This window comes from Verrucomicrobiota bacterium (genome assembly GCA_016200005.1).
GTDB lineage: Bacteria > Verrucomicrobiota > Verrucomicrobiia > Limisphaerales > PALSA-1396 > PALSA-1396.
Genome location: JACQFP010000045.1, coordinates 38,846 through 63,529, shown reverse-complemented (window position 1 = coordinate 63,529; position 24,684 = coordinate 38,846). Strand labels below are relative to the sequence as shown.

At 57.5% G+C, this 24,684-nt stretch carries 14 protein-coding genes; 6 read left to right on the top strand and 8 right to left on the bottom strand.

Annotated elements, in window-relative coordinates; genetic code table 11:
- Nucleotides 1-124: 124 nt before the first annotated feature.
- Nucleotides 125-1,996, top strand: coding sequence for an alpha/beta hydrolase fold domain-containing protein (locus HY298_15845; protein MBI3851727.1), 1,872 nt, complete (start codon nt 125-127; stop codon nt 1,994-1,996).
- 82 nt (nt 1,997-2,078) lie between these two features.
- On the opposite strand, the gene HY298_15840 is transcribed toward HY298_15845, so the two are convergent.
- From HY298_15840 to HY298_15815, 6 genes are all read right to left on the bottom strand, one after another.
- Nucleotides 2,079-2,537 carry a hypothetical protein gene (locus tag HY298_15840; protein ID MBI3851726.1) on the bottom strand — a complete coding sequence of 153 codons (459 nt, stop codon included), beginning with the start codon at nt 2,535-2,537 and terminating at the stop codon, nt 2,079-2,081.
- Nucleotides 2,538-2,660: 123 nt separating this feature from the next.
- Complete coding sequence (locus HY298_15835; GenBank protein ID MBI3851725.1) at nt 2,661-3,404, bottom strand: enoyl-CoA hydratase/isomerase family protein; 744 nt, start codon at nt 3,402-3,404, stop codon at nt 2,661-2,663.
- A 129-nt stretch (nt 3,405-3,533) separates the two neighbouring features.
- Nucleotides 3,534-5,141, bottom strand: coding sequence for an AMP-binding protein (locus HY298_15830; GenBank protein MBI3851724.1), 1,608 nt, complete (start codon nt 5,139-5,141; stop codon nt 3,534-3,536).
- A gap of 72 nt (nt 5,142-5,213) precedes the next feature.
- Nucleotides 5,214-6,173, bottom strand: a complete 960-nt coding sequence (locus HY298_15825) for an alpha/beta fold hydrolase (protein ID MBI3851723.1) — start codon at nt 6,171-6,173, stop codon at nt 5,214-5,216.
- Between the two features lie 112 nt (nt 6,174-6,285).
- The gene (locus HY298_15820) at nt 6,286-8,142 is read right to left on the bottom strand and encodes a redoxin domain-containing protein (GenBank protein ID MBI3851722.1); all 1,857 of its coding nucleotides are present in this window, start codon (nt 8,140-8,142) and stop codon (nt 6,286-6,288) included.
- Nucleotides 8,143-8,320: 178 nt separating this feature from the next.
- Nucleotides 8,321-9,142, bottom strand: a complete 822-nt coding sequence (locus HY298_15815) for an NAD(P)-dependent oxidoreductase (GenBank protein MBI3851721.1) — start codon at nt 9,140-9,142, stop codon at nt 8,321-8,323.
- Between the two features lie 162 nt (nt 9,143-9,304).
- Between HY298_15815 and HY298_15810 the strand changes: the two genes are divergently transcribed.
- From HY298_15810 to HY298_15795, 4 genes are all read left to right on the top strand, one after another.
- Nucleotides 9,305-12,502, top strand: coding sequence for a hypothetical protein (locus HY298_15810; GenBank protein ID MBI3851720.1), 3,198 nt, complete (start codon nt 9,305-9,307; stop codon nt 12,500-12,502).
- Nucleotides 12,503-12,729: 227 nt separating this feature from the next.
- Nucleotides 12,730-13,809: a chorismate synthase gene (gene aroC, locus HY298_15805; protein MBI3851719.1), complete on the top strand. Its 1,080-nt coding sequence runs from the start codon at nt 12,730-12,732 to the stop codon at nt 13,807-13,809.
- 105 nt (nt 13,810-13,914) lie between these two features.
- Nucleotides 13,915-16,071: a tetratricopeptide repeat protein gene (locus HY298_15800; GenBank protein ID MBI3851718.1), complete on the top strand. Its 2,157-nt coding sequence runs from the start codon at nt 13,915-13,917 to the stop codon at nt 16,069-16,071.
- Nucleotides 16,068-16,847 carry a hypothetical protein gene (locus tag HY298_15795; GenBank protein MBI3851717.1) on the top strand — a complete coding sequence of 260 codons (780 nt, stop codon included), beginning with the start codon at nt 16,068-16,070 and terminating at the stop codon, nt 16,845-16,847. Before HY298_15800 ends, HY298_15795 begins: the two co-directional genes overlap by 4 nt.
- Nucleotides 16,848-17,009: 162 nt before the next feature.
- Here HY298_15795 and HY298_15790 read toward each other — a convergent pair whose 3' ends face one another.
- Both HY298_15790 and HY298_15785 read right to left on the bottom strand, forming a co-directional pair.
- Nucleotides 17,010-18,542 (bottom strand): prepilin peptidase, encoded by a 1,533-nt coding sequence (locus HY298_15790; GenBank protein MBI3851716.1) that lies wholly within the window; start codon nt 18,540-18,542, stop codon nt 17,010-17,012.
- Nucleotides 18,532-19,362: a shikimate dehydrogenase gene (locus HY298_15785; protein MBI3851715.1), complete on the bottom strand. Its 831-nt coding sequence runs from the start codon at nt 19,360-19,362 to the stop codon at nt 18,532-18,534. Before HY298_15785 ends, HY298_15790 begins: the two co-directional genes overlap by 11 nt.
- Nucleotides 19,363-19,632: 270 nt before the next feature.
- Here HY298_15785 and HY298_15780 point away from each other — a divergent pair, with 270 nt between their 5' ends.
- Nucleotides 19,633-24,654 (top strand): hypothetical protein, encoded by a 5,022-nt coding sequence (locus tag HY298_15780; protein ID MBI3851714.1) that lies wholly within the window; start codon nt 19,633-19,635, stop codon nt 24,652-24,654.
- Nucleotides 24,655-24,684 lie beyond the last annotated feature (30 nt).

The following is a 24,684-nucleotide window of genomic DNA, read 5'->3' as shown; positions in this document are numbered from 1 at the left end:
TCTTTCAGCTATGAAATATTTTTGTCTCAATACTCGTTCCAGTTCGACACGTTTCGCCGTTAACCTGCAGATCCTCTTCGTTTCAGTTCTCGTGGGAATTTGTTCCGCCGCGAAAGCGGAACCATTGACCCCGCTGCAGCGCCTCGAACCGGAACATCTGAAAGCGGCGCACGAAGCGCGAATGCGTTTCGCGCGCGAACGCCAGACCTTGACCAACCTCGGTGTCTATGAAGATTTTCGCGCGGTGATTCATATTCACGCCGACGATTCCGATCACACGAAGGGCACACGCCAGGAAGTCCTCGACGCAGCGAAGAAGTCCGGCGTTCGTGTGGTCATGTTCACCGATCATCATGGCCCGCTGCCCGAGACCTGGCACGGTTTGCGAGATGGTGTCCTGTTCATCGCCGGCTCGGAGGACGACGACGGCGTCTTACGCTTTCCCAACTTCGATGCAAACCGAAAACCGTTGCCGGACGGCGAACTCCGCTTTCTCTCCCAAATTGAAGACCGTTATGATGCTGCGACCACCGGCTTCACCGGCATGGAAATCTGCAACCGCCACACTGACGCCAAAATCGACAACCGATTTTATGACTACTTGAACGAAGCCGCAAACTATCCAGACAAATGGCGGAAGGTGCTGGAAAACTTCAAAGCCTACCCGGACGAATGTTTTGCAGCGGGCAGCGATCATCGCCCTGAAGTCTTTGCAAAGTGGGACAGGGAAACTCAAACGAACAGCTTTACCGGCATCGCGGCGAATGACGCCCACCAGAATCGCGTCATCGGCGGCACGACCATTGACCCGTATGACGTGAGCTTTCGTCACCTCTCGACGCACATTCTGGCGCGTGGGTTGACCGAGCCGGAGATTCGCCGGGCGCTGCGCGATGGCAACGTCTATGTGTCGCACGACTGGCTTTGCGACCCGACGGGTTTTGCGTTTGGCGCGGCAAATAATCTCGGCGTTTATCCGATGGGCGACACGATTCCGTTTCTGGGTACGACGCGACTCGCCGCGGTCACGCCGCTGGCGGCGAAGCTGAAATTGATTTATAACGGCAAAGTCGTCGAGGAAACCACTGGCACGAATTTGAATTTCTCCGCCAAGGATGCCGGGGCGTACCGGCTGGAAGCGTGGCTTACCGTTGATGGCGAAGAGCGTCCGTGGATTTATTCGAATCCGGTTTACATCAAGACGCCTTCCGCTCAAGCCATCCGCCTGCCCTCGACGGCGATTTCCTCGAACGTCGAGGTGAAGAAGGACATTGTCTATATCGAAGGCAAACCGGAAGACGAAGGGAAACATAAGCTCGATCTGTATTTGCCCAAGGACAAGAAATCGCCTCCGGTTTTCTTTTTCATTCACGGCGGTGCGTGGAGGTTTGGCGACCGGGCGCAATATCCAGCGGTGGGAAATCGTTTTGCCAAGGAAGGACTTCTGACCGTCGTACCCAGCTACCGGCTCGCCCCCAAAAATCCGCACCCCGCACAGATCGAAGATGTGGCGGCAGCGTTCGCCTGGGTCGTGAAGCATATCAGCGAATACGGCGGCGATATGAACCGCATTTACGTGGGCGGCCATTCAGCGGGCGGCCACCTCTCCGCTCTGCTTACGCTGGACGAGAAGTATTTGAAACCCTACAACCTTTCCCAAAAAAATATTCGCGGGACGATTTGCCTCAGCGGTGTTTTCAATCTGGGAACCGGCGACAGCCAGGCGTCGGTGTTCGGCACAGACGGGCAAGCCCGCAAAGACGCTTCGCCGCTCAATCACATCAAGGATTCCGAGCCGCCGTTCCTGGTCACCTATTGTCAGTGGGATTATCTGACGTTACCGGCGCAAGCGCGACAATTTCACGCCGCGCTGCGCAAAGCCGGATTAAAATCCGAGCTGATCTTTGTGGCCCACGAAAGCCACATCTCCGAAATGCTCAGCATCACGCACGACGACGACCCATTGGCGCTGGCGATTCTCAAGTTCGTACGGTGAGAGACCGGATCAGCGCGTTGTTCATCGTCTGCTTGCCTTTGCATCGCGATTGATCAGATTGGGAATGGGGCAGGAATTAAGATTACTCCTCCGGCGTCGAGACCAGAAAGACAAGCCGGCTCTTAAACGCCACGAGCAATGTTCCCGTTTTGCCGGCCTTCTGGGTGCGCACGTAGTTGGGATAAATCCAGGTCTCCACGACACCAAGAATTGTGTTTTCGGTGGTGGTGGTGCGTTCTGGTTTACCGAGGTACTCGAGTATCTTCTCTTCCGTCAATGCGAAGGTCCCAAATTTTGTCTGTCTGGGTTGCAACATGGCGTTCCATTCCTCGATGGTCAAAGGCCGGTTCATGGCCTGAGGCAGCAATTCGGCGTAGCGCCGTTCAATGGCCTGCTTCTCCTTCAACGCCTGCTTGCGGTTAAATTTTTCCCCCTTGGCCGCGCCTTGGCCTGACGTCGGCGCACTGACACAACCCGACAGCCAACCAACCGCAACGAGTAACGCCGCAACTAGAATGAGAATGCTGGCTCTCTTCCGCATGACGAAAGTGTAGCGCGTTTGCGCTAGAGAGACGAGAATTTTCAACCTGGGTCAGCGCGGCAAAATGAAAATTTCGTCCGCGATGACGACGGCTCGGCAAGAAACCATCTCCGATTCGGGCAATCAACCCGCGCCCAGAAACTTGCGCATCGCGGCCGGCCGTTGCGGTGAAGCCCAACAAGCGACGAATTGTTTCTTTTCCCAGTCGGCATAACCGGGTCCTCGCGCGGCCGCAAAAGCCTCCTTGGCAAGCTGGACCGCCAAAGGCGGCAAGCGGGCCAATTGCTCCGCCAACTTCTGCGCTTCAGCGTGCAATGACTCCGCAGGAATGATGCGCTCGACCAAACCGATCCGGTGCGCTTCGGTCGCATCGATTGGCTCACCAGTCAGCACGATCTTTTTTGCCAGGCCCACACCGACAACCCGCTCCAATCGCGGAATCAAATCCAGTGACGGGAAAATGCCAATCTTGACTTCCGGTGCCCCGAAGCTCGCCCGCTCGTTGGCGAGACGCAAATCAGAAACCAAGGCCAGGAGCAGGCCGCCGCCCATTACCGCTCCATGAATCGCGGCGATGAGTGGCTTGGAACATTTCTCGATGACATCGAACACCGCCCGCGTTCCGTCCAATCCATCCGCCACGGCTTCGGGCGTCAATCCAGCCATGTACGCCACGTCGAATCCCGCTGAGAAAGCCGGCCCGCGACCTGCCAGAACAATGGCGCGCACTTCCTCATTCCGATCCAACTCTTCGAAAACCAGACGCAGCTCAGCCAACGTCGTCTCATTGATGGCGTTCAGGCGCTGGGGTTGATTCAACCAGACCCAGGCGACGGGGCCGGTGTTTTGCAGTTCAATCGTTTTCACTTGGTTGTTCAATAGGAGGTTGAGAGTGGACCCAATTTGTTTGGCTGCCCCCTCACCCTGCCCTCTCCCCCTCCGAGGGGGAGAGGATGGCATCTGGCCGGGTGAGCGGCAGCCGGATCGAGCGGAGAATTAGTCGCGGTTCGCATTATTCGTTTCAGCCACATCCATGCGCAATTTCATTTTGTCAACCTTGCCCAGAGGTGTGAGCGGCAGTCTTTCTTGCAGCTCGAAGTGCCGGGGGATTTTATACTCGGCCAGACCTGCTTTGCAGTGGGCTTTGAGCTCGTCGGCGGTCAAAGTTGCGCCCGGACGCGCCACTACATAGGCCACACCCACTTCGCCCATCACATCGTCCTTGGTGCCGAGCACGGCCACGAAAGCAATCTGAGGATGTTGACTGAGATGTTCCTCAATCTCACGCGGATAAACATTGTAGCCGCCCGTTATGTACATGTCTTTTTTCCGATCCACCAAAGTCAGATAACCGCGCGCGTCCAACCGGCCTTGATCGCCAGAGTAAAACCAACCCTCCGCGTCAATCGCCGCGGCCGTTTCCACCGGGTTCTCAAAATAGCCCTGCATCACACACGAGCCGCGAATCGCCACCTCGCCCACTTGTCCGGTCGGCAGCTCGCGGTGTTGATCGTCCACGATGCGCAATTCAAATTCCGGCGCGACCTTGCCCACGGTGCGGGCAATTGTTTCTCCGACATCGTCGGGTGCGGTGTAAGTGACGAAGCCGCCAACCTCGGTCATGCCGTAGCCAGTGATTACAGTCACGTTTTCATTCAGCTTCATCATCCTTGCCATGACGGGCGCCGGCGTGGCTGCACCGGCAACCACCACCGTGCGCAATGTCGATAGATCGAACTGTGCGAAATCCGGCAGGTTGAACTCCATGATGAACATCGTCGGCACCTGGCCCAGCATGGTGATGCGCTCCCGCTGGATGGTTTCCAGCGTGCCGCGTGGATGAAAATGGTCCATCAGAACGAGCGTGGCGCCGGTCATCAACGCGGGAATTGTGGTTTCGGTCGAGCCGGCCACGTGGTTCATCGGCAGATGAAGGATGCTGCGGACGTCTGCATGCGAGCCGAACTGACGGACCTGCACGGCGATGTTGTCGATAATGTTCTTGTGGGTCAGCACTGCGCCTTTGGGCACGCCGGTGGAGCCGGAAGTGAAGACGATGAGCGCCGCTTCGTTTTCCTGCAACCCGGCTTTGCGCGCAGCCAGTGCAGGATCTTGATTGTGATAATCCCCGGCAATCAAGTCATCGAAACGGATTGCTCCAGCAGGCGCTTCGTCGCCGATGACAACGAAAAGTCTGACAAAGGAAAACCGGTCAATTAACGGCTTGATCGACGCAGCGAGTTTCTTATCTGCAACTTTCCCCAGCACGACCATGGCGACGGGCCGCGTCAGTTGCGCAAGACGAACGAGTTCCGTTGGCGTGTAGAGCACACTGAAGCCAACCAGCACCGCGCCAATTCGCGCGGCAGCCAGATAAGTGTAAAGGTATTCGGGCCGGGTGGTTGAAATGACGCCGATCCGCTCACCGCGCTGAATGCCCAGTTTCAAGAACGCCTTGGCCAGATTGTTCGCGCGGCGATCAAACTCACTCCAGCTCACGCGTTGATCGCCAAAGACCAGCGCTTCCTTGTCGGGCAAACGCGCAGCCGTGGCTGACAAAAGCTCCCCGAGAAGATGTGGATAAGCGTGCGACACGCGGATCATTTGCCTCTTTTGCCGACCGGGAGCAATCTGAATTCAACAATCGGTCCGGCCATTGTTGCGCAGCAAACAAGCTCAGTTGAGAAATGACACGGTGCGGCTCTCCGACCAGTATTCGCCTTGATGATTGAACGTGATGAAACCGACATGGCCGCCCGAGGCCGGCATTTCCAAAAACAAGTTGGGATTCGCAGCAGCAACCTCGACGGGATAACACGGTTCGGCCAGAAAGGGATCGTTGCGCGCGTTGATCAGCAAGGTCGGAATCGAAACATTCTTCAAGAACTGCTTGCACCCGGATTTGCGCCAGTAATCCTCCGCGTCGGCGAAACCGTGAATGGGCGCGGTGTAGCGGTCATCGAAGTCTTTGAAGCTGCGGAGTTGGCCGTAATCGCGATCGTCTATTTTTCCCGGCATCATTTTCATCTTGGCGCGGATCTTCTGGCGCAAACTGAGGAGAAAACGGCGCATGTAAATCTGGTTGGCCGGCCAGGCCAATTTGAGAGAACCGGCATGAAGGTCGCATGGAACGGAAAAAGCCACGGCCTTTCTTATTCGTGAATCCACTCCCTTACCACGTTCACCGAGGTACTTCAAAGTCACATTACCGCCCAGACTGAATCCAATCAGCGCGATCTCGCTGTGATCACGCGTTGAAATGACATGCGAGACCACCGTTTCCAAATCTTCGGTGGCGCCGCTGTGTGTGAAGCGAAGTTGGCGATTCGGTTCGCCACTGCATCCGCGCGCGTTCCACACGATGGCGTCCCATCCGCTTTTCACCAGCGCGCTGACCATGCCCAGCACATAAGCCCGCCTGGAATCTCCTTCCAAGCCGTGAGCGATTACTGCCAGGCGTCGCGAACCCTTCGCAGCCCAATCAAGATCAAGAAAGTCGCCGTCGGGTGTGACAATTCTTTCGCGTTGATAAACGATCCCCCTGACTCTTCGGAACAAAGTCGGGATCAGCGTTTGCAGATGGCCGTTGGAGAGAAACGGCGGCGGCACGTAAGTGGACTGCGCGACGATGGGCATGGCAGAATCTTACCCGTCCAAAACGGACGAAACAACTTTCTGGAGCTGTAATAAAAAAACCCGACCGGTCGGGCCGTCATTGGTCCAACTGGTCGGGTGAAGAGACTGTAGATCAGCCGCCGCTGTTTTGGGCCACGGTCGAGACCGGAATATCGGAAAAGTTGATGTAGCCGATGAACATTTCATCGAACGTCTGCTCGCCAAAGTGGATCTCCTTGCTGGCATCGGGATTGTCCGGATTTTGCGTTGAATTGTCGTGCGCACCACGGCAGATGAGCCGCGTCCCCGCCGGCATGCGCTTGGGTTGTTTCAACCGATACAGGTGTTGCCACTTGAAATCGTAGTTTGGCACCGAGAGCAACATCTCGTGCTTGCCGTCGGGATAAGCAGCCTCAAATTTGAACCAGGACCCGCGCAAATGCATGTGCGGCATCAATTCGTAAAGCATGCTGTCCTTGGCAAATCGGTACTCCGCCACGCTTTCTGCGTTTGCTTCGCCCGGTGGAATCCTGAACTGAACATTGAACGCCGACTTGGTTTTCAATTCTACCTTCGGCTTTTCCTTGCAAACATAGAGTCCCATTTCAGTCGCGTCGGTTTCCGGTTTGCCAGTCGCCGTGTAGTGCATCTGGAATACGATGACGGAGCCGGCGGGCAGCAATTTGCCGGTGCCTTCGGGGAACGGCACGGAATCATAACCCGGCACGTACGCCGCAAAGAAGCCATCAATCCCGCCGCCGAATTGGCCTTGGCCCGCCCTTCTGGCCTGCAATTCCTGCGGAGACATGGTCATCACCAGGACGTGGTGGACCACTTTGCGATTGCCCGGCTTGACCACTGCCGCGCGCAACCACACATTGTTGGGGAACGGTGATCTGGCGTAGATATAGCGGTAATCAAAAACTCCGTTGTCGGCGATCTCTTCCGGCTTGGGAAACTTCACCACGTAATCCGGTTTGCCCAATGGCCAGTCTTCGGCGGGCGGCGCCGGTTTGGCCGCCAACGGGTCTTCGCCTTCGCCGCGCGGACAACCTTGTTCGACCCACCGCGCCAGAGTATGCGCTTGTTCGGAGGAGAGGCCGCGCTCATTGGCAAAAGCTCCGTAATGCGGATCCGCATGCCACGGGGGCATCCGTTGCGCCAACAGCACCTCGCGAATCATCGAGCCGCGGCCTTTTACCTTCTCATAGCTCCCCATCGCAAACGGGCCGATGTTGCCCGGGCTGTGACAGGAGACGCAGCTCTTTTGCAGAATGGGCGCTACCTCGTTCACGTAAGAAATTGTTTTCTTCGATGCATCCGCCGCCAACCCAAAGCTTATCGCCGTGCCTTTGGCCATGGTCCGATTAGGTGAAGCCTTCTTGCCCGCGAGGAACGAACTCAGCGCGCTCTCCAGATAATTTTTTGACGGCTTGCTCTTGGCGGCATCACCGAGTTGATCATCGATGGCGCCGCGATAAACGACCGTCCAATCCGTGGTATTGATGCAAACCGCTTCGCACGTCCGCGCAAACCCCACTTCACTGGCGACCAACTGAATGTTGTCGCCGAGGACCGGCAGATTCAGGCCGAGCGCCTTGGCTTCCTTGGCAATGCTCTCGCGATCATCCTGCGGGTTGGAATCAACCAACCAGAACGTGACGCCCTGACTGGCAAAGCGATCGCTCAAAGCCTTGATGCGTGGAGCGGCTTCCTTGACCACGGGGCAACCATTGGCGGTGGCAATCAGCACCACGGCTTTGCTTTTGGTCTGGCGGTGGAGGAAGTGCGAACGGCCTGCCTGGTCCAGGAGGTGAAAGTCCTCGATTTTGGCCGGCCCGGCTTCCTGACTGCTTCCCGTCTGGCTGAGTTTCTCCGCCAGCTTGGGACTGGTTTTCTTGATGGTATTGGGGCTGAAGACCCAAACCATGCCCACCACGAAGGCGGCCGCGATGATGATGAGCGTTAGGGTTAGAACGATTTTTTTCATAGATAAATCCCATGGTTAATCAACCGTCTCATTTGCTGTTTTATTCACCACCTTGTCCAAGATCCGCAGCAAGCCTGTTGAGCGAACCATAACGACCGATGGAAGTCGAACCGAACTATACTCAAAACGAAGATACTGTCAAAAAAGTTACAGAAATATTAACGAGCTCGCCAGTGGATCACACGAAAAGGTCGGGAATCAGACTGTTCCCCGGCTCGAAGGCATATTCGTCCAGTTGGGTGATGCCTTCCTCAGCCAGGACTTCCTCATCAATGAAAAAATGCCCGGTGCACTCGCGGCTGGGGCGCGTCAAAATCGCGTGCGCGGCATCAGCCATGATTTCGGGCTTGCGGCTTCGTCGCATGGCAGCGTCACCCCCCAAAAGGTTCAGCACTGCCGCCGTGGCGATGATGGTGCGCGGCCAGAGGGCGTTGACCGCCAGTCCTTGCGCTCGAAATTCCTCTGCCATGCCAAGGACACACAGGCTCATTCCGTACTTCGCCATCGTGTAGGCGGCGTGTGGCGCGAACCAGCGCGCGTGCAAGTTTAGCGGTGGTGAGATGTTTAAAATGTGCGGGTTTTTCGATTTCAACAAGTGCGGGATGCACGCTTGCGAGCAGGCGAACGTTCCGCGCGCATTGACCTGATGCATCCGATCAAAGCGTTTCATCGGCGTGTCCAGCGTGCCGGTCAAGCTGATCGCGCTGGCGTTGTTGACCAGAATATCAATCCCGCCAAACGTCTTGACGGCTTTTTCAACGGCCCTGGCAATCTGGTCTTCGAAGCGAATATCCACCGCGCAAGCCAGCGCCTTTCCACCGGCGGCTTCCATTTCTTCCGCTGCGCTATGAATGGTGCCCGACAATTTGGGATGCGGCTCGACGGTCTTGGCGGCAATGACGACGTTGGCGCCGTCCCGCGCCGCGCGCAAACCGATCGCCTTGCCGATTCCCCGGCTGGCGCCGGTGATGAATAACGTTTTGCCTTTGAGATTCCCCATAATGTCGCCTCGTCAATTCAGGCTGAAGATTAACGAATGATAGCGCCACCTGCGAGCCAATTCCTATGATTCCCCCGGGCGCGCAGAGCCGGCTCGAACGCAGGCTTGAACATTTGGTTGCGAGCACCTACGGTAGGCGACGTCAAATGGCCAAACTTTCTTATGTATCACCTCCCACCAAGTAATCGGATCCAGGAGAAAAGTATCATCGGTCTCCTATCATTCCTTTTGCTCGCCTCCTTCAGCGCGGTGGCGGGCGCTGAGCAAAACACCATCCCGGCAGGTTTTGCGCCCGGCACGCCGTGGATCGGATCACGTGGCATCCAGGAGCGCAATGCCGACATCATGGCGCGAGAGAGCAGGCCGGACGCTTCCGCTACCTCGCAAAGAAGATTACCGCGCTTCCGTCCAGACTTCCAAAACCTTCAGCAGAATCCGGAGTCACCGGATGTGGCCAGTTGGCCGGCTGTCGGAAGTCCTGCCGACGGCCCCGCCTCGCCTAACACGCCACAAACGTTGTCGATCAATTTTACGGGCGCCACCCTTAACGACACCGGCGCGTTCCCTCCGGATTCGATGGGCGCGGCCGGCCCGTCCCAGTTTGTGGTGGCTGTGAACGGACGCCTCCGCACCTTCAACAAAAGCACCGGCCTCGCCGATGGCGTGCTCAATGCGGACATGGACAACTTCTTCAATTCCGTGATGACGCCACCCGCCGCCAACAACTTCACCAGCGATCCACGAATTCGATACGATCGTCTTTCCGGCCGGTGGATCGTTATCATCATTGATGTGCCCGGTCAGGCTGGCAACTTGCCCAACCGGGTGCTCATTGCCGTCAGCAATGGCGGCGTTCTCACTTCTTCCACGGTCTGGACGTTTTTCTTCTTTCAACATGATCTGGTTTCGCCGGCCGGGGACACGGGCGAATTTGCGGATTACCCGACGCTCGGCGTCGATGCCAACGCGCTTTATATCGGCGTGAACCTGTTTGGCTCGCGCGGATTGAGATCGTCATTCGCCAACACGACTGCGTTTGTCGTGAGAAAAAGCTCCGTTCTGGGCGCCGGCCCGATTGTCGTGACGGCGTTCCGCGATCTGATTCCGCACGGCAACAGCGGCGGGCCGTTCACGCCTCAAGGCGTTGACAACTACGATCCCGCCGCGACCGAAGGTTACTTCATCGGTGTCAACAGCCGCTTCTATGGATTGCTGGAGTTGCGCCGCGTCAGCGATCCCGGTGGCACGCCATTGATCTCCGATAACATCGACATCACCATCCCTCTGAACGGCGCCACCATCAACGTCCCGCATCTGGGTAACACAGGCGGGACGGCCGGCTACCTCGACGGCCTGGATTATCGACTTCTCGCGGCGCACTTTCGCAATGGCAGATTGTGGACTTCCGAAAACATCGCCGTGGACAATACAGGTGCTTCCAGCGGCACCGACACCAGAATGGCCGTCCGTTGGTATGAATTGCAGGGGATAGCCACCGGACAGACGCCCAGTCTGTTGCAGTCGGGAACCGTCTTCCAACCTTCCGCCGGCAATACCACGGACCAGCGCAATTACTGGATGGGCACCGTCATGGTTTCGGGTCAGGGACACGCCGCGATGGGCTTCAGCCTCGCCGGTGCCAACGAGCGTATCAACGCAGGCACCGTGGGCCGACTTGCCGGAGACCCGCTCGGAACCACGCAAACTCCCGTACTCTATACGGCCAGCGCAAGCGACTATAACCCGCCCAGCGATCCGGGTGGCTCGAGCGGCCGCCGTTGGGGTGATTATTCCTACACGAGCCTTGATCCGGCCGACGACATGACGATGTGGACCATCCAGGAATTCTGCAACGCTCAGAATTCTTACGCTGTTCAAGTCGTCAAGCTCCTCGCGCCTCCGCCAGCGACACCCGCCAGTTGTAATCCCCCCTCTCTCTCCGCCGGTTCATCAAACATCAGTGTCGCCGTAACTGGAAATTCGGTGAGTGGATCCGGGTTTTACGATCCCGGCAATGGATTTTCCAACCGTCTTTCAGCCATCGTCAACGGTGGTGGTATCACGGTCGCTTCGGTCACCTTTAACAATCCGACCAATGTCACTCTTAACCTCAGTGTTTCTCCAGCCGCGCCCATTGGCGCGCGAACAATTACGGTCACAAACCCTGATGGACAAAGCGCCACGAGTTCCACCGGCATACTGACGATACTCAGCAGCAACAACACACCTCCGGTTATTTCCAGCATCACCAACCAATCCACATTGGAAGACATACCCACGAGCCTAATTGCATTCACGGTCAGCGATACGGAGACTCCGGCCGTCAGCTTGACTCTCTCCGCCAGTTCTTCAAACACCAACCTTGTGCCAGGCACAAACATCGTTTTTGGCGGAGCCGGCTCCAACCGAACCGTCACCATCACTCCCGCGCCCGATCAAAACGGAACGGCGACCATCACAATCACAGTCACCGACACCAACGGCGGCACTGCCAGCGACAATTTTGCTCTTACCGTCATTCCGGTAAATGACGCACCGAGCTTCGTCAAAGGCGCTGATCAATCCGTTCCGGAAGATTCTGGAGCGCAAACCGTCACAGGTTGGGCTACAGCGATCAGCGCCGGTCCACCGGATGAATCCAGTCAGATATTGGATTTCGTGGTGACGAACGATTCCCCCGCATTGTTTTCGACGCAGCCATCCATCGCCTCCAACGGCACACTCACCTTCGCCCCAGCCACAAACGCCAACGGCACCGCCACCTTGACCGTTCAACTCCATGACAATGGCGGCACGAACAATGGCGGCAGCGACACCAGTCCCGCCCAGACTTTCACCATCACCGTCACTCCCGTGAATAATGCGCCGGTGTTGACACCCATCCCCGACCAGATCATGCACGCGCAGAGCACCCTGACCATCACCAACACCGCCACCGACGTGGACCTCCCCCAAGAGACACTCACATTCAGTCTCACCAACGCACCAAACGGCGCCACGATGAATCCAACGAACGGTTTGTTCACTTGGACACCGACCGATGATCAAAGCCCAGCCACCAACATCATCACGGTCGTGGTCACAGACGATGGCACGCCCCCGTTGAGCGATGCGAAATCATTCACGGTCACCGTTGTAACTCGTCCGCTCGTCAGTATTTCCAGAACCAACGACAGCGTCACGCTCACCTGGACTGCCATCGCCGGAAAAACCTACCGCGTGCAATATAAGACCAACCTCGACGATCTCACGTGGAATGATCTTAGCGGCGACGTCACGGCCATCAGTGACACCGCCACCAAGCTCGACATCATTGACCCGGAGACACAGCGCTTTTACCGCGTCTCCCTGGTTCCGTAGCGTCGGCTTCCGGCTGGACGGCGAATTGGAGAATCTTCACACAGCCACATTCGCTTGGTGCCGCTGCAACACCCTAAAGGGTGGACACCAAGCAAGGCCGCGACAGTTCGGTGTCCACCCTTCAGGGTGTTCTTCGTGGCCCGTGGTAGGGTCATAGTTGCGCCCACGGCGAATTGCCGCGCCACGACAGGTTTGACCCGGCCAGCTTTTTGCTCCACTCTCTCCGCATGGCGAACACGTTCGGTCAGCTTTTCCGCATCACGACCTGGGGCGAATCGCACGGCGGCGGTGTGGGCGTCGTCGTGGATGGTTGCCCGCCGCGTCTCGAACTGAACGAAGCCGATATCCAGCCGGACTTGAATCGCCGCCGGCCCGGTCAATCAAAAATCGTTTCGCCGCGCAAAGAATCCGACACCGTGCAAATCCTCTCCGGCACTTTCGAGGGTAAGACCCTCGGCACACCGATCAGTATGATGGTGCGAAATGAGGATGCGCGTCCCGAAGCCTACGAAGAAATGGCCACCAAGTTCCGCCCCTCACACGCGGACTACACTTACTTCGCCAAATTCGGCATCCGGGCCTGGCCGGGCGGCGGACGCACCAGCGCCCGCGAAACCATCGGCCGCGTTGCTGCCGGGGCCATCGCAAAAAAAATTCTGCGCGAGCGCTACGGCGTCGAAATCCTCGCCTACGTCAAACAAGTCCAACGCCTCATTGCTGAGGTGAACCCTGAAACCGTGAAAGCCGACGAGATCGAAGCCAGCATCGTTCGTTGTCCGGATCAGCCAACCGCGGAGAAGATGATTCGGCTCATTGAAAAGATGCGCAAGGACGGCGACAGCGTCGGCGGCATTGTTGAAGGAGTGGCGCGCGGCGTGCCGCCCGGTTGGGGCGAGCCGGTCTTTGATCGACTCGAAGCCGACCTCGGCAAAGGTATGTTGAGTCTGCCGGCGTCAAAAGGTTTCGACATCGGTTCAGGTTTCGAAGGCATCTTGCTGACTGGCACCGAGCACAATGATCCGTTCCGCGCCAAAGCGGGCAAAGCCGTTACGACCAGCAACCGCTCCGGCGGCATTCAAGGCGGCATCTCCAACGGGCAGACGATCTACTTTCGTGTGGCCTTCAAACCGACCGCTACCGTCATGCATGAACAGGAAACAGTGGATGAAAAATTTCAAAACACAAAAATCAAAGCCCGCGGTCGTCATGATCCTTGTGTTCTCCCGCGCGCCGTCCCGATGGTCGAAGCCATGACCGCCCTTGTGCTCGTGGATCACGCCTTAAGGCATAAAGCGCAGTGTGGGTGAACTGATTTTGGTGTCGATAAAAACGACTTCGCTGCCATGAACCACAGAAAAACGCAGTCACTGTTTTGACGCTCGACGCAAAACAATGCTAAACGTGTTGCTGGCATGAAAAGCTTCTTCGGCAAACTCTTTGGCAAGAACCTAGAACCGCGTGAAAGTGATCAACTCGTTAATGCGGCATCGAGCAACGAGCCTCAACGGCAAGAACCGGAACTTTACACGAAGGGCGATGTGATTGGGGGCAAGTTTGAGGTTCTTGGCACTTTGGGGAAAGGTGGCTTCGGCGTCGTTCTCCTCGTGTATTGCCGTGATACACACGAGGTGTGCGCCTTGAAAACCTTCCGTGACGAATTGCTCGCTAATCCAACCGCTCGCGAGGCATTCAAAAAGGAAGCCCTTTTATGGGTGAATCTGGAGGAACATCCATTCATTCTGGCCGCACGCTGGGTCGAAGAGGCGTTTGGTCGGTTGTTTGTGTCGATGGACTACATCGCCCCCGATGCCGAAGGTCGGGTGAGCCTAGCTGACCACCTTGCTCATGCAGACGGACGGCTAGATACGAACCAGATTCTGAAGTGGGGGATCGAGTTTTGCATGGGCATGGAACACGCGAATTCGCGTGGGATTGAATGTCACCGCGACATTAAACCCGCGAACATTCTTATCACCCGCGATGGAATCCTGAAGATTAGCGATTTTGGATTAGCGTCGGCTGCGGAAGCGGCTTGGCGCCTGCGAAACGGGCACTGTGCAATGCTGGCCGCGCTTGGTAGCGACTTAAGCTTCGGGTTTAGCCTGATCGAGACACATGGTAGGAAGCTGTGCGGAACGCCCGGATATATTCCGCCCGAGGTGTTACGTGGAGACTCGTCGGACAGAAGGAGCGACATTTATAGCCTCGGCTTGGTGTTGTGGCAGATGGCTGCCGGGAGTCGGGTGCCACCGTTTCTGGTGGCCTACCGCGGTGATATGGGAGGCTATTTGCTAGGGATCTACGAGCAGCAAATGGCGAATTGTGTGACGCGGGTGGGAGGTTCTTTGGAGTCAGTGATCGAGCGATGCCTACAACCCAAGCCCTCGGAGCGCTACGGCAGTTTTGAAGAATTGCGCGATGTGCTGGAGCCGATTTGGGAGCGTAGGACTGGAAAGAAGCTCGAGATCCCGAAGCTGGAAGAGTGGACGGTAATTTCCTGGAACAACAAAGGCGGTGCCCTTGATGCCCTTGGCCGATACGATGAAGCGATTGAGTGTTTCGATAAGGCGTTGGCGATTGACTCGCAAAACGCCAAAGTTTGGGTTAACAAGGGCGGGGTCCTCGAAGCCCTCGGTCAGCACGAGGAGGCGATTGGGTGCTTCGACAAAGCGCTGGCAATCGACTCGCGAGACGCTTCCGCTTGGAACAACATGGGCAACGTGCTTTGTGCTCTCGGTCGGCACGAGGAGGCTAATGGGTGTTTCGACAAGGCGCTGGCGACTGACCCGCGAAACGCGCGCGTATGGGACAACAAGGGCAACGGCCTCCATGCCTTAAGGCGACACGAAGAAGCGATCGCCTGCTACGACAAAGCGCTGGCGATTGACCGGCGTCATGGTGGGACTTGGGTCAATAAGGGCAACGTTCTCCGTGCCCTTTGTCGGCACAATGAGGCGATCGGCTGCTATGACAAGGCACTTGAGATGGATCCTCTCTTCGCACCTGCCTGGTACACCAAAGGTAACGCTCTCAATGACCTTGGGCAGCACGAAGAAGCGATCTACTGCCACGACAAGGCCCTGGCCATTGACCCATACTCCGCTCCCGCTTGGATTAACAAGGGGGGCGCGCTTGATGGCCTCGGTCGGCACACGGAGGCAATCGGATGCTTCGACAAGGCGCTGGCAATTGACTCACGCTGCGCGGCCGCCTGGTACAACAAAGGCAACACGCTCTTTGCACTCCGTCGCTACGAAGAGGGTATTCAATGCTGCGACAAGGCGCTGGCGACTGAACCACGAAACGCGAACGCATGGTACAACAAGGGCATCGCGCTCTGTGTACTCGGTCGCCACGGAGAGGCGATCGGCTGCTACGACAAGGCCTTGGCGATTGACCCGCTTAACGCGAAGGGTTGGATGGGCATGGGTGCCGCGTTGGATGCCGTTGGTCGGGGGGAAGAAGCGATCAGTAGTTATCGGAAGTTTGTCCAATTGTCACCTGCAGATGATGTGAAATTGATCGCGCTTGCCCGGCAGCGCCTTCAAGACCTGACAAGAGGCCAATGACATTCATACCTGATCCCAAGCTCATTGGCGAGCATCGTTCGTGGTTGGGTCAATTCAACCCGCAATTCGGCTGCAACTGGGAAAAACTGAAGAAGCATAATCCTGAAGCCGCTATGTGCGTGGCAGCGGTGCGGCGTCTTCTCGAAGAAAACGGGAACCACGCCGAACCGAACGAGACACTGGACGGAAAAAGACAATCGCCAGATCTTCGCTGCTCGCAAGGAGACAAGTTATTCTTCGTCGAGGTCACTTGCGTTTCGATGGAGAAGACAGCAGAGCAAACTGGTTTAACGCACCTAACCAACTTTTCGGGGATCGGGCCGCTGAATGATGCGATCTTCCACGCATCAAAGGAAAAGACGCGACAGTGTTCGAACCTCGGTTATCCCGTGCTCTTGGCCGTCGGTACTTTTCATTTCCAAGCATCCTATCTTTGCTTCGACCGAAAACATGTGCAACTGCTTTTGACCGGCCAGACGTTGATTACTCAGAAACTCGACGCCGCCACGGGTGAGTTGGTAGGCGACGACTACCTCTCAACCAAGTTGCGCTCGGCGGCTTTTCTCAAGCCCTTGAAAGACGGCTGGATGAACTATGCACGCAACCCCGTGTCCGGGATACTCGCTTGCGGGTTTGGTTGCGATCCACCGCAAATCCGATGCGCGCTGCACCCACAGCCTGTTCACCCGTTCGACCGGACTTTGTTACCAAGAGTCGAATGCTGTCGTCTCAAGCCGGGATACGCAGCGGGAAAAATGTCTGCCGAATGGGTCTGAGAAAATGACGCGAAAAATGTGGATGTTAATTTGAAGCGAGTCAACGTTTCCCGGCGAGCCGACGCCGCACTTCCCTCGCCCCACCGGGATGAAGGACGCAGTGTAGCGAAACCGGCTGACGCGGTTGGTTCAGAGCCGTCAAAAGTTCGAGTTGAAACGATTTTACATTCCATGCGGTGACGACTCCGGCAACGGAATTCTGAAAAGTAGATAGCCCGCCATCCGCAAATTCCAAATCCAGGCTTCCTGCAGGTAAGCCGGCAGGAAAATCCACAGTGCTGCCGCGACGGCGATGTAGGGTCCATACGGCAGGCGGCTGCCCAAGGCTCCCCTCTTGAGCGCAATCAACGTCACTCCCACGACCGCCCCAAGGAGTGAACTCGCCATCAGCGAAAAAACTACCGCCTGCCAACCGAGGAACGCGCCGATCGCCGCCATGAATTTCACGTCGCCCAAGCCCATCGCTTCACGTGGCAGGGTCATTTTGTCGGTGACAACTTCCATGTGCGGCACAGTCTCGGGATTGTAGGAGGACTCGCCGATTTTCAACTCGGCCGGCGACAAGCGCAAAGTCACGTCGCTCCAAACGTCGAACTGGGTTTTGACCAGCCTAGCCTCGCAGCGGATGGCGTCAGACTTGCGATAGAACAGGTCTTCGAATGGAATTTGATCGGGGCAGAACCAAGCGTCGGCAGAATCGAACACTAGGTGGGCGCCGGGTGGAAGGTGTGTCTTGCGCCGTCCTCTTAGCAGATCAAACAGCGACCGTATCCAGTCGGCGAACAGTTGCAAGGGAGTCACGCGCACGCCAGCCAGGCGTGCGGTCTCGTGAGGCGACAAGTAGCGGTCCACGACGGCTTCGAGGTGCGGCGTGGCGGCGCGGTCGAGGGTATCGTCGCCGAGGAAAACCTTTTCGTGTGAGATGCCGACGACGATGTCCCGAAGGCAGCGATCGGCCAATTCGACTTTCTCTGCATGAAAGGCGAAGCAGCCGGATGTGCGTTGGAGGAGTTGTTCCCACAGGAGACGTTTGGGCGGTACGAGCAGGGCAGTTTCGGTGAAAACCACGCGCGAGCAGGGATCAAGGTCGAGGTTGAGCTTGCCGAAGAGAATCTTTCCTCCGCGCAAAATACCATAAATCAGTCCACCACCCACAAGCGCGCCCAAGAAACTTTCCTTCATCGACGCCGCCGGCGACTGGGCGCCGTGCAACATCGGCACCGCAAACGAACAAAGAATCCCCACCACGATTCCGCCGATGGTGATCTCATCCGGAATGATGAAGTGCTCGAAGTCAATGAACGTGGCCACAATCAAACCCGCGAGAAGCAGGCAATAAATCAAAGCCAGCAGCGCTGACCGGTCGCCAAACATCAGCCAGCACCCCAAAAACGTGATACCCGTCAACAACTCCACCAGAAAATACCGCACTGAAATTGGCGCGCCGCAGTTCTTGCACTTACCTCGCAAATACAACCAGGTAACCAGCGGAATGTTCAGATACCAGGGAATCGAGTGGTTGCAATGCGGACAATGTGACGGCGGGGTAACGACGCTCTGGCCCAGCGGCATCCGGTAAATGCAAACATTCAAGAAACTCCCCCACATGCAGCCGAGGACAAAAAACAGCAGCGACCAGAAATGGAATGGCACCGCGGCCCAGTTCCGGGAATCAAAGATGGGTTCAATGCCCATAAACATTCCCCTCCAGCGCGCGGCGCATGATTGGCACGGGAGCGGGCCGGCCACTCCACAATTCCAGCGCCTTCGCGCCTTGATACAACAACATGCCCAACCCGTTGGCGGTGCGACAACCCGCAGCCTTGGCCGATTTCAGCAGCGGCGTCTCTGCCGGACGATAAATCATGTCGTAAACCGCGCGGGCCTCACGGAGGGAAAGTTCTTTTCCGTCCAACGGCGATGCGTCGTCGCTTTTCAAACCGAGCGAAGTGGCGTTCAGCACCAGATCAATGTCTGCTTTCGGATAACCGACGTTGACGCGCACACCGGGATGCCGTTGGCGGATCTCGGCGGCAACGGCTTCCGCCTTCGCTTGGGTGCGGTTGACGAGCCAGAGTTCGACGGCGCCGTCCGCGGCCAGCTTCAGGGCAGCGGCCCGCCCGGCCCCGCCCGCGCCCAGCACCAATACTTTTGCGCCGCGAGTTTCCAGTTCCAAATCCTCGCGCAGCGCTTGCGTGATGGCGTCGGCATCCGTGTTGAATCCGTGGGAACGGGTTTCGCCCGGCACGATTTCGAACTGGTCCAAGGGCCGCCATTCGCCGCGATCATCACGACCTTCGAACCGGATCGTATTCACCGCGCCCCAAACCTGGGCGGACTCATCGAGCGCATCCACCATGTCCACCGCCAGCAGCTTGTGCGGCACCGTGAGATTCACGCCGATAAAGCGCATCGCCTTCGCGCCGTCCAAGGCCGCGCGCAAATCGTCAGGAGAAACTTCAAACGCGAGGTAACGCCAGTTCAAACCCAGCGCGGCAATGCCGGCATTCTGCATCGCTGGCGAAGCGGAATGTTTGACGGGATGACCGAACACCGCGCAGTAGCGCGTCGCCGCATTTATCGGGGTGACTTCGGCGTCGGACACGCGCTGGTTATAGACAGCGACGTTTTAACTTCAAAGGTCAATCTTGGGAAACTCATCAACGGCGCTGCCAGACCGCTCGGAAGTGCGCAAGAAGTCGCGTGATTGGATTCAATAAAGACTTGACCAAACTTGTGAATTAGAGAACAAATAATGCGAATTCCGACACAAAAAACTTCTCATATGGAAAGGCTATTCGCGGGTCTTGGGAAATTCGTTCGATACGGACTGTCCGCTGCCACCATCACGATGTTCTTTTGTCTTCGGCTGGGCGGCGTTTGCGCCGAAGCGCCAGGCCGGGTTGTCGTGAACAAGACCGTGCCGAAGGTAGAGCCGCCCCAAGCCTCGCTCGCTTTCTCTTCGACCCCGACGACACAGGAGCTTTTCCGCGCCCGGTTGTTTGAGGAGCCGCTGGTTCCGATTGGCGGCGAGCCGAGTGCCGAGGAAAACACTGCTTTGGCCGCCGCGCTGCTTGGTTACGCGAAGCGCAGCGGGCCGGATGACTTCGCCAGCCTTACGGGGTTTTTGGAAAAGCATCCCAGGTCTCCGTGGCGGGCGGCGCTGCTCACGGACTTGGGCTTGGAATACTACAACACCGCTCATTACTCGCTGGCACTGGAGGCGTGGCAAGAGGCGTGGTCGCTGGGGCAGAAGGCCACGGATGCCCGGGGCAAATTCCTCGCGGACCGGGCCGTGTGTGAACTGGCCGGCCTCTATTCCCGGCTTGGTCGGATGAACGAATTGGCGGCGCTGCTGAAATCGGTCGAGAAGCGCGGGTTCATTGGCGGGGCGACCGAGCGAATCAACATCGCGCGGGATGCGCTCTGGAGTATGCAAAATGAGCCCGAGGTTTCTTTCCGTTGCGGGCCGCTGGCGTTGCAGTCCATCAAACGTTCGCTCGACCCGCAAGCGCCAGTCGAAATGGAAATTTTCAAGTCGGCCTCGACCCAGAAAGGTTTCTCGCTGCCGCAGGTGGCCGAACTCTCGAAGAAAGTTGGGCTGAATTACCAGATGGCGTTCAGGACAGTCAGTGAATCAGTGAAGTCTGAATCAGTGAATTCACTCACTAAATCACTAACTCACAAACTCGCTAACTTTTTTCCCGTTCCCTCCGTCGTGCATTGGAAGGTCGGCCATTACGCGGCGATCGTGCGGCAGGAGGGCGACCGGTATTTGGTGGAGGACCCAACCTTCGCGACCACGGTCTGGGCGACAAGGCAGGCACTTGAAGCCGAGACGAGCGGCTATTTTCTAATCCCACCGGGAGACTTGCCGCGTGGCTGGCGGAGCGTTGACGCCCAGGAAGGCCAGTCGGTCTGGGGCAAGGGCGACCCGAGCCTCAGCGATCCCAACATTTATGCGCTGAATGATCTTCAAACGGGAAGTTGTCGACTCCCCTTTGCCACAGGCATGGCCGTTTCCAGCGTGCATCTCATGCTCGCCAATTTGCAGGTCAGGGACACACCGGTGGGTTACACGCCGCCGGTTGGTCCGCCCGTCCGGTTCACCGTCCGCTACAATCACCGGGACTACCTTCAACCGGCCAGCGCCGTTGCCTCTATGTTCGGCCCGAAGTGGACGCACGATTGGAACGAGGCGCTTGTGGCTAATTCGGCAACCGCCACCTATTTCGTCGGCGGCGGCGGCGCGCGCATCTTCACCGGTTTCGACACGAGCACGCAGAGCTACGCTCCCAATCAGTACGACCAAACCCTGCTCAAGCGCACCAGCACGAACACGTACGAAATGGTCTGGCCCGACGGCTCGAAAAAAATCTTCGGCCCGGATATCGGCGCGCTTGGACTTGCCCTCAGGCAAGTGGTGGACTCCTCCGGCAACGCCGTCACGCTCACGTACGACCAGGGGCGACTGGTTGCTCTCACCGACGCCATCGGCCAGGTGACGACGATTTCATACCAGCATCCGACGAATCCCAACCTGATCACCAAAGTGACCGATCCATTTGGACGCTTCGCCACCTTCGAGTATGACCGGTTGGCGGTTCCTTTGCCGATGCCTAACCCGGAGTGCACAAACTTTCCAAGCTTTTTCCACACTGAGTTCCTGGTCAAAATCACCGACGTCCTCGGTCTCCAGTCTCAGTTCGATTATATGCAAGCGGGTACCTCGTGCTCGAACAACACGTCCATCACGCTCTTCAGCGACATCATCGAAATCATGGTCACCCCCTACGGCATTACTAGCTTCATTACATCGGGCCCGACGGAAACGAACGCAACCCGTATTGCGGAAACCCAGTACCCGGACGGCAGTGCGGATCGCGTGGAGTACTCACGGTCCACCAACACCATCCCCGCTTCCGATCCCATCGCCTCGGTTCCAGTGGGGATGACGGGCCTCTACAACCGGTTTCTTTACGCGCGCAACACGTATTACTGGAGCCGGACGGCCAACGCGAGCAGCCAGGGCGATTATACCAAGGCGAAAATCTACCACTGGCTGCACTCGGCGGACCTGAACGTGACGTCGGGAATTCTCGAGAGCACCAAGGAACCGCTGGAGGGCCGCGTCTGGTACACTTATGCAGGCAGCTTCAATGGAATCGTCGGTTCAAGTGACCAGCCAACTCACATCGGACGCGTGCTCGACGATGGACAAACCCAGCTTCAGACCCAGGCCTACAATCAGTTTGGCCACCTGATCAATTCGGTGGATCCCCTCGGGCGCGCGTTCAGTTTCGTGTACGCGACAAACGGCATTGATCTGTTGGAAGTCCGCCAGACTCGCGCCGTCAACAACGAGTTGCTGTTCCGCGCGACCTACAACGCGCAGCACCGGCCCCTCACCACGGTTGACGCCGCCGGCCAGACCAACACCTTCACGTACAACGCCCGCGGCCAACGGCTGACCGCCACTGATGCCAAAGGCGAAACGACCACTTATACCTACGACGCGGATGGCCATCTCTTCGCCGTGGACGGGCCGCTGCCGGGAACCAACGACACGGTCACGGCCCAGTTTGATGTGTTCAGCCGAATCCGCACCCTGACCAGCGTGAGCGGCTACAGGCTGACGTTTGATTACGACGTCATGGATCGGGTCACCAGAATCACGCACCCCGATTCCACGTTCGAGCAGTTTACTTACAACCGATTGGATATGGTCACCTTCCGGGACCGCGCCGGGCGGCAGACCTTCTTCGAGTACGACAACGTGGGGCAAGTGAAGAAGCGAACGGACCCGTTGGACCCGTTGGGCCGCGTGACGCGCTTTGATTGGTGCCGCTGCGGACAAATCAAGAGCCTGACCGACCCCATGGGCCGCACCACGTCTTGGCTCACCGACGTGCAAGGGCGGCCCACCAGCAAACAGTACGCGGACGGTTCCCAAGCCACGTACCAATATGAGAACACCACCAGCCGTCTGCGTCTGGCGATTGATGAAAAACAGCAGGTCACCCAGTTCGCTTACAATCGGGACAACACGCTCAAGTCCATCGCGTATGGCAGCGCAATCATTCCGACGCCCGGCGTCAGTTTGCAGTACGATCCTGATTATGAGCGGGTCGTTTCCATGACCGACGGCACCGGGACCACGCGGTACTCGTACAACCCGATCACCGGCACTCCGACTTTGGGCGCCGGAGCGCTGGCGAGCGTGGATGGCCCGCTGCTCAATGACACTGTTACCTACAGCTATGATGAACTAGGCCGGCCTGTTCACCGTGCCATCAACGGCGTGGATTCGGCGATGATTTTTGATGCGGCATGGCGACTGGTCGGCGTAACTAACGCCCTAGGGGTTTTTGCTTACGCCTACGACGGAAGTTCACGCCGCCTCGTCTCCAAATCATTTCCCAACGGCCAGACTACAGAACGGAGTTACGGAAACAACCTCCAGGACCTGATGCTCCAGCGGATTACGCACACGGCGGGGGCGACGCCGATTTCCGAGTTCCTTTATGGCCGCGATGTTCCCAAGGGTCGCATCACGACGTGGTCTCAACAAGCCGGCACACAATCGCCGAACCTTCTCGCCTTCGGCTACGACGCCGCGAATCAATTGCTCTCGGCCACCGTCACCAACGCCGGCAACCTCGTCAACACGTTTGCCTATGCCTATGACCCCGCCGGCAATCGCCTGACCGAGCAAGTCGGCGCGTCAAATTACACCGCCACTTACAACGGCCTGAACGAGATCAGGACCACGACCGCGCCCGGCGCCACGCGCACCAACGAATGGGATGCTGTGGATCGCCTCGTCGCCGTCAACGTTGGAAACCAGCGGACCGAGTTCACGTACGACGGCCTCAGTCGAATGGTGGCAATTCGACAACTCCTGAACGGGTCCGAAGTCTCGCGCCGACGATTTGTATGGTGTGGTGGGCGGATTTGCGAGGAACGCGATGCGTCCGGCGTGGTGACGAAGCGGTTCTTCCCGCAAGGCGTGAAGGTGGAAACCGGCCCGGCTAGCGGCAGGTTCTTCTACACGCGCGATCATCTCGGTTCCATCCGCGAACTCACCGACACGAGCGGTAACGTGCGGGCGCGTTACGCGTATGATCCGTATGGCCGCCGAACCAAGCTGACGGGCGACATGGATACTGACTTCAGCTTTGCCGGTATGTTCCAGTCCGCCGAGGCCAATCTTTCATTGACCCACTATCGGGCTTACGATTCGGGACTCGGACGCTGGCTCTCTCGCGATCCGCTCCGAGGTGCGGAACTGTCACAGGGACCGAACTTGTATGCTTACGTAGGCAACGAACCGGTCAACCGCATTGACCCCGAAGGGTTATGCCTAACGACAGTGGATTGCACTTGTTCGCGTCAACCGAAAGCGTGTGCGGCGGCCGGCATAGTTGCGGAACAAGGTGCAGAACACGGGGAAGAACTAGCGGCGGCTGGCGAGGCTATTGTAGTAACCTGTGAAGTCGAACTTCCCGCCGTGGCGGGCCGCCTTCAGGCTGTTATTGAGAGACTCCCTGAGGCGCGGACGCAGTGGCAAAACTACATCCAGACAATAGAGTCTGACTTGCCTGCGACGGATCGGGTGCTCAATTACGGTGTCGAATTTGTCAACAGGGCTGGTCAGCAAGTTTACATGATTCCTTATCCTGCCTCGCCAGAGATCGTGTATGACATCGAAATCGCTTTGGACGAAATCGCTGTGCCACTCGCTACATACTTTGGCAGCTCAGCCACGGATTTTCGGCAATTACTCGCTGCGATTTTCGGGTTTTAGTCGCCCACTCTGTCATAAACTATGCAAAAA